This is a genomic window from Candidatus Pelagibacter sp. HIMB1623 (assembly GCF_052047695.1).
Classification (GTDB): domain Bacteria; phylum Pseudomonadota; class Alphaproteobacteria; order Pelagibacterales; family Pelagibacteraceae; genus Pelagibacter.
Genome location: NZ_JBNAJN010000001.1, coordinates 115,659 through 129,780, shown reverse-complemented (window position 1 = coordinate 129,780; position 14,122 = coordinate 115,659). Strand labels below are relative to the sequence as shown.

Annotated in this window: 14 protein-coding genes; 12 read left to right on the top strand and 2 right to left on the bottom strand. The window is 31.3% G+C overall.

The features are described 5' to 3' along the window. Nucleotides 1–13 precede the first annotated feature (13 nt). From ACTTBN_RS00700 to ACTTBN_RS00685, 4 genes are read left to right on the top strand one after another with little or no spacing between them, the layout of a single operon-like run. Nucleotides 14–2,446 carry a GcvT family protein gene (locus tag ACTTBN_RS00700; RefSeq protein WP_440680526.1) on the top strand — a complete coding sequence of 811 codons (2,433 nt, stop codon included), beginning with the start codon at nucleotides 14–16 and terminating at the stop codon, nucleotides 2,444–2,446. Then, complete coding sequence (locus ACTTBN_RS00695; protein WP_440680525.1) at nucleotides 2,446–3,195, top strand: electron transfer flavoprotein subunit beta/FixA family protein; 750 nt, start codon at nucleotides 2,446–2,448, stop codon at nucleotides 3,193–3,195. Before ACTTBN_RS00700 ends, ACTTBN_RS00695 begins: the two co-directional genes overlap by 1 nt. Beyond that, nucleotides 3,195–4,148, top strand: a complete 954-nt coding sequence (locus ACTTBN_RS00690; RefSeq protein WP_440680524.1) for an electron transfer flavoprotein subunit alpha/FixB family protein — start codon at nucleotides 3,195–3,197, stop codon at nucleotides 4,146–4,148. The genes ACTTBN_RS00695 and ACTTBN_RS00690 overlap by 1 nt, the downstream gene beginning before the upstream one ends. Before the next feature lie 23 nt (nucleotides 4,149–4,171). After that, complete coding sequence (locus tag ACTTBN_RS00685) at nucleotides 4,172–5,791, top strand: electron transfer flavoprotein-ubiquinone oxidoreductase (protein ID WP_440680523.1); 1,620 nt, start codon at nucleotides 4,172–4,174, stop codon at nucleotides 5,789–5,791. Nucleotide 5,792: 1 nt separating this feature from the next. Here ACTTBN_RS00685 and ACTTBN_RS00680 read toward each other — a convergent pair whose 3' ends face one another. Both ACTTBN_RS00680 and hisI read right to left on the bottom strand, forming a co-directional pair. Further along, the gene (locus tag ACTTBN_RS00680) at nucleotides 5,793–6,167 is read right to left on the bottom strand and encodes a DUF2237 family protein (protein WP_440680522.1); all 375 of its coding nucleotides are present in this window, start codon (nucleotides 6,165–6,167) and stop codon (nucleotides 5,793–5,795) included. Beyond that, nucleotides 6,168–6,635: a phosphoribosyl-AMP cyclohydrolase gene (gene hisI, locus ACTTBN_RS00675; RefSeq protein ID WP_075506137.1), complete on the bottom strand. Its 468-nt coding sequence runs from the start codon at nucleotides 6,633–6,635 to the stop codon at nucleotides 6,168–6,170. A 77-nt stretch (nucleotides 6,636–6,712) separates the two neighbouring features. On the opposite strand from hisI, the gene folE reads away from it, so the two are divergent. The 8 genes from folE (at nucleotide 6,713) to ACTTBN_RS00635 (ending at nucleotide 14,122) form a co-directional block, all read left to right on the top strand. After that, the gene (gene folE, locus ACTTBN_RS00670; protein ID WP_440680521.1) at nucleotides 6,713–7,333 is read left to right on the top strand and encodes a GTP cyclohydrolase I FolE; all 621 of its coding nucleotides are present in this window, start codon (nucleotides 6,713–6,715) and stop codon (nucleotides 7,331–7,333) included. A gap of 1 nt (nucleotide 7,334) precedes the next feature. Beyond that, nucleotides 7,335–8,336, top strand: coding sequence for an MDR family oxidoreductase (locus ACTTBN_RS00665; protein ID WP_440680520.1), 1,002 nt, complete (start codon nucleotides 7,335–7,337; stop codon nucleotides 8,334–8,336). Then, nucleotides 8,336–9,223: a LysR family transcriptional regulator gene (locus ACTTBN_RS00660; protein ID WP_440680519.1), complete on the top strand. Its 888-nt coding sequence runs from the start codon at nucleotides 8,336–8,338 to the stop codon at nucleotides 9,221–9,223. The genes ACTTBN_RS00665 and ACTTBN_RS00660 overlap by 1 nt, the downstream gene beginning before the upstream one ends. Nucleotides 9,224–9,349: 126 nt before the next feature. Continuing rightward, a complete protein-coding gene (locus ACTTBN_RS00655; protein WP_440680518.1) occupies nucleotides 9,350–10,369 on the top strand; it encodes an extracellular solute-binding protein in 1,020 nt (339 codons plus the stop codon). 71 nt (nucleotides 10,370–10,440) lie between these two features. Continuing rightward, nucleotides 10,441–12,051 carry an ABC transporter permease gene (locus ACTTBN_RS00650; RefSeq protein ID WP_440680517.1) on the top strand — a complete coding sequence of 537 codons (1,611 nt, stop codon included), beginning with the start codon at nucleotides 10,441–10,443 and terminating at the stop codon, nucleotides 12,049–12,051. Between the two features lies 1 nt (nucleotide 12,052). Next, nucleotides 12,053–13,111 (top strand): ABC transporter ATP-binding protein, encoded by a 1,059-nt coding sequence (locus ACTTBN_RS00645; RefSeq protein ID WP_440680516.1) that lies wholly within the window; start codon nucleotides 12,053–12,055, stop codon nucleotides 13,109–13,111. Nucleotides 13,112–13,125: 14 nt separating this feature from the next. Further along, a complete protein-coding gene (locus ACTTBN_RS00640) occupies nucleotides 13,126–13,812 on the top strand; it encodes an AzlC family ABC transporter permease (protein ID WP_440647618.1) in 687 nt (228 codons plus the stop codon). A gap of 1 nt (nucleotide 13,813) precedes the next feature. Then, complete coding sequence (locus ACTTBN_RS00635; protein WP_440680515.1) at nucleotides 13,814–14,122, top strand: AzlD domain-containing protein; 309 nt, start codon at nucleotides 13,814–13,816, stop codon at nucleotides 14,120–14,122.

Here is a 14,122-nt window from a genome sequence, read left to right as displayed (position 1 = left end):
TAGGAATCACAAAATGAAAACAAAAACTAAAGTCGTAGTAGTTGGTGGAGGAGTTGTAGGTGTCAGTGCTCTTTATCATTTAGCAAAAAAAGGTTGGTCTGATGTTGTGCTTGTTGAGAGAAAAGAGTTAACTTCAGGTTCAACTTGGCATGCAGCAGGTTTATTGCCGCTATTTAATATGAGTTATTCTGTAGGTCAGCTCCACAAGTATGCAGTAAATCTTTATAAAACTTTAGAAGAAGAAACTGGAAAAAATGTTGGCTTTAGTGTTGTTTCAAATATTCGTTTAGCAAGCACAAAAGATAGAATGGATGAGTACCATCAGTATGCAGGTGTTGCTCGAACAATTGGAGTCGATGTAAAATTTTTAACTCCTCAACAAGTAAAAGAAATTTGGCCTCTATGTCATACAGATGATTTAGTTGGAGCAATTCAACACCCAGAAGATGGATACATCCAACCAGCAGACTTAACACAAGCTTTAGCTACTGGTGCAAGAAATAGGGGAGCTGAGATTTATAGAAACACAACTGTTCTATCAATGAGACAAACAAAAGATGGATGGATTGTTGAAACAGATAAAGGATCAATAGAGTGTGAACACGTAATTTCTTGTTCTGGAAATTTTGCAAGACAAACTGGTGAAATGGTTGGATTAGATATTCCAGTTATTCCTGTTGAACATCAATACATTGTAACTGAACCACATCCTTTAATTCAACAAAGAAAAAAAGATGGTTTGCCAGAAATGGGTGTTTTAAGAGATAGCGATAGCAGATGGTATATGAGAGAAGAAGCGGGTGGATTAATTTTAGGACCTTATGAAGATGGTGCACCAGCATGTTATGTAGAAGGACCCTCAAAGAATTCTGAATACGAATTATTTCAAGAAGATTTAGATAGATTAGCTCCACATATCGAAGGAGCAATACATAGAGTTCCTGCTTTTGGAGAAGTTGGAGTTAAGAAAGTTTATAACGGAGCAATTTGTTATACACCTGATGGAAATCCAATTGTTGGACCTGCTTGGGGCCTTAAGAATTTTTGGATTAATGAAGGTCATAGTTTTGGAATAACTGCAGCAGGCGGTGCAGGTTGGCAACTTGCTGAATGGATTGTAGACGGCGAACCAACAATTGATATGTTGGGAGTTGAGCCAAGACGATATGGAAATTATGCAACAAAATCTTATTTAAAAGCTAAAAATGAAGAAGCTTATAGTCATGTTTTTATAGTTCACTATCCAGATGAGGAAAGACCTGCAGCAAGACCTTTAAGAACAGCTCCATGTTATGAAAGAATGAAAAATTTAGGTGCAGTCTTTGGTCAAAAATTTGGATGGGAAAGACCTAACTTTTTTGCAACAGATGGAATGGAACAAAAAGATGATTGGTCATTTAGAAGATCAAAATGGTTTGATGCAATTAAAAAGGAATGTCAAAATGTAAAAGAAAATGTTGGTCTTTTAGATATGACTGCTTTTGCAAAATGTAGAATTAGAGGACCTAAAGCAGAAGAGTTTTTAGACTATTTAGTTGCAAACAAACTTCCAAAAAAGATAGGAAGAATAAATCTATGTCATGCATTAAATACCAAAGGTGGTGTGCATTCAGAATTTACAATCATGAAAGAAGCTGAGAATAGCTATTATTTAGTATCAGCTGGAGCAAATTTAAGACTAGACCATGATTGGATTCAAAAATGGATGCCAGATGATGGTTCTGTAATTTTTGAAGATTTAACAAATAGCACAGGTGTATTGGTAGTAGCTGGCCCTAAAGCGAGACAACTAATGCAGAAAGTTTCAACAGATGATTTTTCAAATGAAAACTTTAAATGGCTCACTGCAAAAAATGTCAATGTAGGATACGCACCAGTTAATGCTATGAGAGTAAATTTTGTTGGTGAACTTGGATGGGAACTTCATCATCCAATCGAGTATCAAAATCATATTTTTGATAAATTAATGGATGCTGGTAAAGATTTAGGAATTAAACCATTTGGTATTAGAGCAATGAATAGCTTAAGGGTAGAAAAATCTTACAAACTAGTTGGAACAGAATTATCTATTGAATATTCTCCATATGAATCTGGACTAGATAGATTTATTCATCCAAATAAAGGAAACTTTATCGGTTTAGAGGCGCTCAATAAATGGAGAGAAAAAGGTTTTGATAACAAATTAGTAACTTTAGAAGTTCACAATACTAAAGATGCAGATGTTTTGGGAAATAATCCTATATTTAAAGACGGTAAAGTGGTTGGAAGAGCAACAGGCGGTGAGTTTGGATTTAGATTAGATAAATCAATCGCTCTTGCAATGGTAAAACCTGATTGTTCTAATGTGGGTGAAAAATTACAAGTTGATATATTGGGTGAAATGTATGACGCTACAGTTTTAGATGAAAGTCCATACGATTCAGAAAATAATTTGTTGAGAGCTTAATGAAAATCTTGGTAGCAGTAAAAAGAGTTATTGATTACAACGTTCAAATCAGAGTTAAAGAAGATGGCACTGGGGTTGTTACTGACAACGTAAAAATGTCAACCAATCCACCAGATGATAATGCTATCGAAGAAGCAGTAAAAATTAAAGAAACAGGAAAGGCAACCGAAGTGGTTGCAATTACTGTAGGAGAGGAAAAAGCTCAAGAAACTGTCAGAAAGGCTTTAGCAGTTGGAGCGGATAGAGGAATTCATGTTAAAGCAAATGGAATACTAGAGCCATTAGCTGTTTCAAAACTTTTACAAAAAGTTGTTGAAAAAGAAAAACCAGATTTAGTTTTTATGGGAAAACAAGCAATTGATGATGATTGTAATCAAACAGGTCAAATGTTGAGTGCATTATTAAATTGGCCACAAGCAACTTTTGCATCAAAGATTGATGTCAAAGATAATAAATTAGAAGTTACTAGAGAAATTGATGAGGGACTTGAAACGATTGAAATAAATGTTCCAGCTATAGTAACTTGCGATCTAAGATTAAATGAACCACGATACGCTTCTCTTCCTAACATTATGAAGGCGAAGAAAAAACCAATTGAAGAAATTTCTGCATCTGATCTAGGTGTTGATACTTCTCCAAGAGTAGAGCAAATTAAAGTAGAAGAGCCACCAAAAAGAAAAGCAGGTATTAAAGTGGCTAATGTAGCAGAATTAGTTCAAAAATTAAAAAATGAAGCAAAGGTAATATAATGGCAGTTTTACTCATAGCAGAACACAACAATAAAGAGTTAAGACCATTTACATTAAATGCGGCTACAGCTGCTTCACAAATTGATAGCGAAGTTCACGCTGTGATAATTGGAAATAATAGCGCGGAAGCATCAAAACAACTATCAGAACTTCCAGTGATAAAAAAAGTGTTAAGTGTTGAGGCATCACACTATGAAAACTTTACTGCAGAAAATTTTGCTCCAGTTGTTGTAAAGTTAGCAGAAAATTATTCTCATATTATTTGTTCAGCAAATACATTTGGTAAAAATTTAATGCCAAGAATTGCTGCTCATCTTGATACTTCGCAAGTTAGCGACATTATTAAAGTAGTTTCACCTGATACTTTTGTCAGACCAATTTATGCTGGAAATGCTTTTGCAACAGTTAAAAGTAATGATGCTAAAAAATGTATTACTATTAGACCAACTTCTTTCGAGCCTTGTGAAAGTTCTGGAGGTTCTGCACCAATTGAAAAAATTGAAGCTAGTGAAGAATTTTCAAATACTAAATTTATAAAGAGAGAGGAAATTAAATCTGATAGACCTGAACTTGGAACTGCTAGAATAGTTGTTTCAGGTGGAAGAGGAATGCAAAGTGGAGATAACTTTAAATTAATTACTGAAATTGCTGATAAACTTGGAGCAGCTATCGGAGCATCAAGAGCAGCAGTAGATGCAGGTTATATAAGTAATGATCACCAGGTTGGTCAAACAGGAAAAGTTGTTGTGCCAGATTTATATATTGCAGTTGGAATTTCAGGAGCAATTCAGCATCTTGCAGGAATGAAAGAAAGTAAAGTTATAGTTGCAATTAATAAAGACGGTGAAGCCCCAATTTTTAGTGTGGCTGATTATGGTCTTGAGGCAGATCTCTTCGAAGCCTTACCTCAATTCATGGAAGAGTTGAACAAATTAAACACTATACAAAAATAATCCTTACAGTTAAAAATTAGAGTATGTCTAGAGAATCGATGGAATATGATGTTGTAATCATAGGTGGAGGGCCATCGGGATTATCAACTGCTATTAAATTAAAACAATTAGATCCAAACTTAAATGTTTGTTTGTTAGAAAAAGCTTCAGAAATTGGAGCTCACATTTTAAGTGGAAATGTTTTTGAAACAAGAGCGCTAGATGAACTGTTACCTAATTGGAGAGAATTAAATTCACCCATAAAAACAAAAGTTACTAAAGAAAAATTTTTATTTTTAGGAAAAACTAAATCTTTAAGTTGGCCAACTTGGCTGCTACCAGCAGTTCAGCAAAATCATAAAAATTATATTATTAGTTTAGCTAATTTATGCAGATGGTTAGCTGAGCAAGCAGAAGCTTTGGGTGTAGAAATTTTTCCAGGTTTTCCAGCAAGTGAAATTTTATATAATGATGATGGTTCTGTTAAGGGAGTAGCTACTCAAGATATGGGTATAGACAAAGAGGGTAACAAAAAAGATAGTTTTGAACCAGGTATTGAGCTTTTAGGAAAAGTTACAGTTTTTGCTGAAGGTTGCAGAGGTCATTTAGGAAAACAATTAATTCAAAAATTTGAACTGAGTAAAGGAAAAGATCCTCAACAATATGGAATTGGTTTTAAAGAAATTTGGGAAATAGAAGAAAAAAATCATGAAGAAGGACTAGTTATGCATACAGCTGGGTGGCCACTTGATAACAATACTTATGGTGGAAGCTTTATGTATCACGCTGAAAATAAACAAGTATTTTTAGGCTATGTAATTGGTTTGGATTATAAAAATCCACATTTATCTCCTTATGATGAATTTCAAAGATTTAAAACTCATCCAGCAATAAAAAAAATAATAGAGGGAGGAAAAAGAATTTCTTATGGTGCAAGAGCATTGATTGAAGGAGGATTTCAAAGTTTACCTAGAATGTTTATGCCTGGCGCATTATTAGTAGGTTGTGATGCTGGTACATTAAATATGCCTAAAATTAAAGGCTCTCATACTGCAATGAAAAGTGGAATGATTGCAGCTGAAACTATTCATGAACACTTAAAAGAAAATAAAGAATTATCTATTTATGAAAATAAATTTAAAAATAGCTGGTTATTTAAAGAATTATATGAAGCCCGAAATGTAAAACCTAGCTTTAGTTGGGGGCTAATTTTAGGGATAATCTTTACAGGTATTGATCAAATTTTATTTAGAGGAAAACTTCCTTTTACTCTTAAACATAAACATGCTGATCATGAAACATTAAAACCTGCAAATCAAATGCCTAAAATAGATTATCCAAAATATGATAATGTTATAACTTTCGATAAAACTAGCTCAGTATATCTTACAGGAACTAATCATGCTGATAATCAGCCAGTGCATTTGCAACTTAAAGATCCTGCTTTACCAATTAATTATACTCTGGAAAAATTTGATGAACCTGCACAAAGATATTGTCCTGCTGGAGTTTATGAAGTTCAAAAAGAAAATGATATTAACAAATTTGTAATTAATTCACAAAATTGCATTCACTGTAAAACTTGTGATATTAAAGAACCTTCTCAAAACATAACTTGGGTAACTCCTGAAGGCGGTGGTGGACCAAGATATGGAAATATGTAGATTAAGATAAATCTATCGCAAATTTTTTTAGAGTTTCAATAGGTAAATGTTTTAAAGTATTTTTATGAGTTCTTTTTAAAAATACAGGACATCCTTTTCCAGCCTCAACTGCTCTTGCATACCAACTTGCACATACACACCATCCGTCTCCATCTTTTAATCCAGGAAATCCAAATTCAGGATGAGGAGTAATTAAATCATTTCCCGCTTCCTTTAACCATTCTAAAAATTCAGTAGTAACTTTTGCACACACAGTATGTACACCGTGGTCATTTTCATCTGTATTACAGCACCCGTCTCTAAACCAACCTGTTAATGGATCATTAGAACATTCTTCTAGATCCTCACCTAGAACATTTTTCTGTTTTTCATTCATTTAGATTTTTGTAGGATTTGGTTGTCCTTTATAAACTTCTTCAGGGTCAAATTTTTTTTCTTTTTCAAGAAATTCCATTTCTACTTTACGTCCATTATCAATTGGTCCCATAGGAATAGATCTGTAAAAGCAAGATCTGTATCCAACATGACAACTAGCACCATCTCCTATATCAACTGTTAACCAAATAGAGTCTTGATCATCATCAATTCTGATCTCAGTTACTTTTTGAGTAAAGCCACTTGTTTTACCTTTGTGCCAGATTGCTTTTCTAGATCTACTAAAGTAGTGAGCTTCTTTAGTTTCAATTGTTTTTTTTAATGCTTCAACATTCATATACCCATGCATTAAAATATCTTTGGTTTTAGAACACATTGTAATGACAGGAATTAAACCATCATTATCAAATTTTGGTGAAAGAAGATTTCCTTCTTCAATATCGTAGATATTTTCTCTTTTTTTGAACATAAAGGGTGATTATGTAGCACATATATAGATATAATAAATATTTTTAAAATAAAGCATTTACTGTATAAAAAGGCCCTATGAAATTAGTAAAAGACACCGACGATAAACCAATTGAAAATAAACAAGTTTCTGACAAAGATGCAGAAGAAGCTTTTAAGACAATTTTAACATGGATGGGAGAAGACCCAAATAGAGAAGGTCTTTTAGAAACTCCGAAAAGAGTAGTTAAAGCATTCAAAGAATATTTTAAAGGATACAAAGAGGATCCAAATAAAATTTTGGATAAAACTTTTGGCGATGTGGAAGGATACGATGATATGGTTGTGCAGAAAAATATTTCTGTTCAAAGTCACTGCGAACACCACATGGCTCCAATTATTGGAAAAGCTCATGTTGCATATATTCCTAAAGAAAGAGTTGTAGGTTTAAGTAAACTTGCAAGAGTAGTTGAAGTATTTTCTAAAAGACTTCAAACTCAAGAACGACTTACAATGCAAATTGCTAACACATTAATGGAATCATTAGATGCCAAAGGAGTTGCCGTAACAATAGATTCAACCCATCAGTGTATGACTATGCGAGGTATTAAAAAAGAACAAGCAACTACAGTAACAAATTATTATTTAGGTCAATTTAAAGAAGATTTAAGTTTTCAAAATAGATATTTACGATTTATTAGCACTACGCTAAAAGATTAAAGTGTCTGACCAATTCAAAGCAATAGTTCTTAATCAAGAAGGTGAAAATTTTTCTAGAGAAGTAAAATCTTTAGATAGAAGTTTTTTAAAACATGGAGATGTAACTGTTCAAGTAGAATATTCTGATTTAAATTTTAAAGATGGAATGATTCTAAAGAATGGTGGAAGACTAGTAAAAGAGTATCCGCACATACCAGGAATAGATTTTTCAGGAAAAGTAATTGAAAGTGAAAACTCAAATTTTACATCAGGTGATGAAGTAATATTAACTGGTTTTAGAGTTGGAGAAGTGTTTTTTGGAGGCTATTCACAAATAGCAAAAGTTAGTGGAGATTTTTTAGTAAAAAAACCAGATAGTTTAACTAGTAAACAAGCAATGATTTTAGGAACAGCAGGTTTAACTTCTTTAATGAGTGCTTTTGCAATTCAAGCAAGAGAAAGTATTTTGCTTGGCGAAAAAGTTAACGATGTTTTAGTAACAGGGGCAACTGGAGGCGTTGGCAGTGTTGCAATAATGGTTTTAACAAAATTAGGATACAATGTAACTGCAGTATCTGGAAAAGATAGTAAGTCAGATTATTTAAAATCTTTAGGTGCAAAAAACATTATAAATAGAGCTGAATTCGATAAAGATCCAAGACCAATAGATAAAGGTTTATGGGATGGAGTAGTAGATACCGTTGGAGGAAAAATTTTAGCAAACGCAATTGCACAAACAAAGCCCAATGGAATTATAGCTGTATGTGGAAATGCAAATAGTAATGAACTTAACACCAATTTACTTCCTTTTATGTTACGAGGTATTAAAGTTTGGGGAATGGACTCTGCAAATTGCAGTATAAAAAGAAGAGAATTTATGTGGGGTGAAGCATCAAAATTAATTGATTTTGAATTACTTGAAAAATCAGTTTTAACAGTAAGTTTAGAGGAGCTAATTGAAACTTATCCTAAAATTTTAAAAGGTGAAATTTCAGGTAGAGTATTGGTAGATGTAAACAAATAATGGATTGGGATAAATTAAAAATTTTTCATGCAGTTGCGGAAGCAGGAAGTTTTACTAATGCTACTGTAAATTTAAATCTTAGCCAATCTGCAATCAGTAGACAGATACAGTCCCTAGAACAAGATTTGAAAGTACAATTATTTGAAAGACATGCAAGAGGATTAACTCTTACAGAAAACGGTGAGTATGTTTTTAAAACTGCACACGAAGTGATAAGCAAGTTAAAAGAAGTCGAAACATCTCTAGGTGATCAGAAGAATAAACCAACAGGAAAATTAACTATAACAACAGTAAGAAGTTTTGGTACTCACTGGTTAACGCCTAGAATTCAAGAATTTATGAGACTTAATCCAGAGATTGAGATTGAATTAGTCTTTGATGATAAAGAATTAGATTTAAGTACAAGACAGGCTGATATTGGAATTTTCATGAGAAGGCCAAAACAGCTTAATTATATTCAAAAAAAGCTAGTTGATATTAAATATTATATTTATGGATCAAATAAGTACTTAGAAAAAAATGGAATGCCGAAGACAATAAATGATTTAAATAAACATAAATTTATTTCATTTGGAAAAGGAGCACCTTCTCCAGTTTATAATCCAGATTGGGCACTAAAAATTGGAATGCATGATGGTAAAAAAAGAAAATCGATTATGAAGGTAAATAGTGTAATGGGATTATTGTTAGCAGTAGAGTCAGGGGTAGGATTAGCAGCACTTCCTGAATATTTAGTTACAAATTCAAACAATGTAATTAAAGTACTTCCAAAAGTCGAAGGTCCAATAACTGAGGCACATTTTGTTTATCCCCAATCTTTAAAGAATACAGCTAGAGTTCAAGCGTTTAGAAATTTCTTATTTAGCAAAATCGGCGACTGGGAATAAAAATTCTCTATATTTAGCAATTTTAAATAAAGTATTGATATATGCGTCAATATATGCGATTGATAATCATTCGCATTGAGAATAATTCTCATTCGCAAATAAACTAGGGTAAAGAAAAGGATACGAATGAAAAATATAACATTATTAGCATTAATTTTATTTTTCTTTACCAAAATGAGTATGGCAGGTGAAGTAAATGTTTTTAGTGCAAGACATTACGACTCTGACATTCAGCTGTATGAAAAGTTTACTAACAAAACAGGTATAAAAGTTAACGTAGTTTCTGGTAAAGACAAAGCTTTGCAAAAAAGAATTACTGAAGAAGGAAAAGACTCCAAAGCTGATTTATATATAACAGCAGATGCTGGAAGATTAGGTTCATTTGATGCAAAAGGTATGTTTCAGAACTCTATGACGACACTTATAGAAGCTTCTGTACCATCAAACTTTAGATCTGATAATTGGACAGGTATCGCTAAAAGAGCAAGAATTATTTATTATTCACCAGAAAGAGTAAGTTCAGAAGATTTAAAAGGGATAACTTATGAAAGTTTGTCAGATTCAAAATGGAAAGGGAAAATTGTAATTAGAAAATCTAATAATATTTACAATCAATCTCTTGTTGCATCATTAATTAAAAATAATGGTAAAGAACAAACTTTAGAATGGGCAAAAAAACTAGTTTCAAATTTTGCAAGAAATCCTAAAGGAAATGATAGAGCTCAAATTTTAGCAGTTGCCGCAGGTGAAGCTGATTTAGCTATAGCCAACACTTACTACTATGCTTTGATGTTATCTGGTCAAAAAGGAGAAGATCAAAAAGAAGCTGCTCAGAAAGTCTTACCTTATTTCCCAAATCAAAATGATAGAGGGACACATATGAATATAAGTGGTGGAGGTATTTTAAAAAATTCTCCTAATCCTGAAAATGCAAAAAAATTACTAGAATTTCTTTTAACAAAGGAAGCGCAACAACATATAGTAAACAATACATTTGAATATCCAATGATAGAAGGTGTTGAACCACACCCTCTTATAAAAACAATGGGTGAAAATTTTAAACAAGATTTGAAAACAAAAGTTGGAGACTATAAAAAAAATCAGGCTGATGCGTTAGAGGTAATGTTGATGTCTGGTTGGAAATAAAAGAGGTTAACACTAAGTACTTTTGGTATAAAGTTTATTACCCTACTTAATACCATTAGTACTTCGTTAAAATGGGTAATAAAATTAATATTTGGTTTTTGAGCTCTTTGCTCATTTCTATTATAGTTGCAATACCAATTGTAACTGTATTTAGTAGTTTTTTTGAACCAACTGGTGAGTATTTATCAATAGTTAAAAATACATTTTTGTTTGAATATATCTTCAATTCAATAATTCTTGTAATTGGAGTTTTAATTACAACTTTTATAATTGGTGTTGGATCTGCTTATTTAGTTTCATTTTATAAATTTCCTGGAGTTAATTTTTTTAAATGGGTTTTAATTTTATCTTTTGCAGTTCCAGCCTATATCTATGCATATTCATTAACTGCTTTTTTTGAAAATTATGGAACAGCTTTTTCAATCATGAAAAACTTATTTGGTGATGGGAATTATAACAATATTTTACCTAAATTTGATGGAATGCTAGGAGCTATAATTTCAATTTCATTTTCACTATTTGGTTATGTTTATGTGTTAACAAGAACCTCCTTTCATTATCAATCACAAAATTTGCTAGAACTTGGTAAAAACCTTGGTTTTTCTACAAAAAAAACTTTTTTTAATATTATTTTACCATCAGCAAGACCAGCAATTATTGCTGGATTATCTTTAGTTGCTATGGAGACTTTATCAGATTTTGGTGCAGTATCTTTTTTTGGAATATCGACTTTAACCACTGGAATTTATGATGCGTGGATATCTTTTGATGATTTGGCTTTAGCAAACAGAATATCTTTTTTTCTTTTAATTTTCATATTTGGATTATTTTTTTTAGAGAACATATCTAGAAAAAAAGCACAGTATCATTCGCCTGCTAAAGGAAATTTTAAAACAAAAACTCCCAAAAAATTAACTGGTTATAAATCTTTAATGGCAATAATGTTTTGTTCATTTGTATTTGTCGCAAGCTTTATATTTCCAGTTTTGCAAATGCTGTATTGGACAATTAAATTTCCAAAACATTTTATGGATTTAAATATTATAGAATTATTATCAAACACATTGATATTAGTCTTTTTATCAGGCTTTCTTTTAATATTTTTATCTTTCGTATCAAATTATGGAAATAGAATTAGCAAAAATAAGTTACTAAACATATTAACAACTTTTTCAATTACTGGTTACGCGATACCAGGAATAATATTAGCTGTGGCCTTCATAACTTTTATTTCTTGGTTTGATGAAAATGTTTTTTATTTTTTTGATATAAAACAACTTTTTATTGGATCTATACTTGGTTTAGTAATTGTTTATTTTGTAAGATTTTATTCTTTAGCTAACAATGGTATTAAATCTGGATATTTAAAAATTAATTACTCAATTGATGAAAGCGCATATCTACTAGGTTATTCAAAATTAAAAACTTTTTTAAATATTCATATCCCTTATCTTAAAAACTCAGTCCTATTAATTGCTATATTATTATCAATCGAAATAATCAAAGAATTACCAATTACATTAATTATGCGTCCTTTTAATTTTGAAACATTTGCCACCCAGGCCTATATATTTGCTTCACAGGATTTACTAGAAGCTGCTGCCGCACCTTCATTAATACTTATTATGATTGCAAGTATTTTTATTTTAACTACATCTAAGTATATGTTTAAAGATAAATAAAATGAGAAATAATTTTTTAGAAATTGAAAATGTTACTTTTGCTGCAAGCTCTAAAAATAAAGTAACTAATGTTTCATTTAATATTGAAAATGAAGGAGATATAGTTTGTTTGCTAGGACCTTCAGGAATTGGAAAAACTACAATTTTAAGAACAATAGCTGGCCTTGAAAAAATTCAGTCTGGTAAAATTATTTTAAAAAATAAAATTATTTCATCTAAACAAAACCATGTTGAGCCCGAAGATAGAAATATATCTTTAGCTTTTCAAGACAACTCTCTATTTCCTCATTACAATGTTTTGGAAAATATTAATTTTGGAGCTGAGAGAAATAAAAAAAAGAAGAAAGGTCTAAATTTTAAAGAAATAGTGAAATTTCTTCATTTAGAAAAAATCTTAGAAAAATATCCTCATGAAATTAGCTCAGGAGAAGCTCAAAGAGCCTCTTTAGCTAGATCTTTGTTATCAAATCCTGATTTGTTACTGTTAGATGAACCGCTGTCGAATATAGATCAAAGTTTTAAAGAGGAAATACAAGTAAAGTTAAAGCAAATTTTAAAAGATTTAAAAATTACAACAATAATTGTTACTCATGATTCTTACGAAGCATTTTATTTAGGTAACAAATGTGGAATTATTTTAGACGGAGAACTCAAACAATTTGATGACCCTTATAATGTTTATCACTTCCCAAATTCTGTTGATGTAGTTAATTTTTTAAACAGAGGAATATTAATTCCAGCAAAAGTTACAGATGAAAATACTTTAGAAAATGATGATTTAGGTACAATTAAAGGTAATTTTACAAAACATTATCCAAAAGGATCTAAAGTACAGCTATTGTTGCAACCAGAGGATTTAGAACATGACGATAAAAGTAATTTAAAATTAGAAGTGGTTGATAGAAAGTTTAGGGGAACAAATTTTATATATACTCTAAAAACTAGCAGTGATTTATTAATACCTGTTTTTGTTCATTCGCATCACGTCCATCAACATGAAATTGATGAAAAATTTGGGATTAAACGACCAATAAATATTGATCACATAGTTTGTTTTTAATAGAACCCAAATAAATGCTTACAAAAAAACAATTATTTACTAGGGGTATGTTGGATATTTCCCCACACATGTTGTCTGTGATTCCATTTGGAATAATTTGTGGAGCTATCGGTGTTGAATTGGGATTTGACCCATTATTAGTTTATGCGATGTCTATAATAATTTTTGGCGGTGCGTCACAAATTGTTTTTTTACAATTATTATCAGGCGGTGCATCTGGATTAGTGGCAGCGACATCTGTTGGTGTTATTAATTCAAGACATCTTTTGTATGGAGCAGTTTTATCAGAGTACTTAGAAAAATTATCACTAATAAAAAAATTATTAATCTCTTATATCATTGTTGATCAAGGTTTTGCAGAATCTAATAAATTTTTTAAAAAAAATAAATCGGAGCAATACTTACATTATCATTTGATTGGTACAGGTTGCACGATGTGGGTTTGTTGGCAAATTGCTACATTGTCAGGAATCATTTTAGGTTCATTTGTTCCAGAGGAACTTGGATTAAAATTTGCAATACCACTTACGTTTATAGCTATCGTAATACAAGATTTAAAAAAAATTGATCACTTAATTGTAATGATTGTATGTGGATTGAGTTCATTATTGTTTTATGATGCTCCATTTAGATCCTATATAATTATTTCACCTATACTTGCTTTGTTTGTTGCCGCTTTAATATTGAGGTTAAAAAAATAAAATGACCTGGTTATCAATTATTGTTGCAGGAATATTAACTTACTTGACTAGAATGACGATGGTGGCTTTAGTGAGTAGAGACATGTTGGGAGATAAAATAAAAGCTGTATTAGCATATGTTCCATCTGCAGTGTTTCCTGCAATAATATTCCCTGGAATTTTTATAAATGACTACGGTCAGTTCATTGAAATGGATGATCCTAAAATATTTGCAGCAATTGTTGCTGTAATTGTTGGTTATTTTTCAAGAAATATAATCGCAACTATTTTGTCTGGTTTAATTTCTTATTGGTTTTTGATATTTATCTAA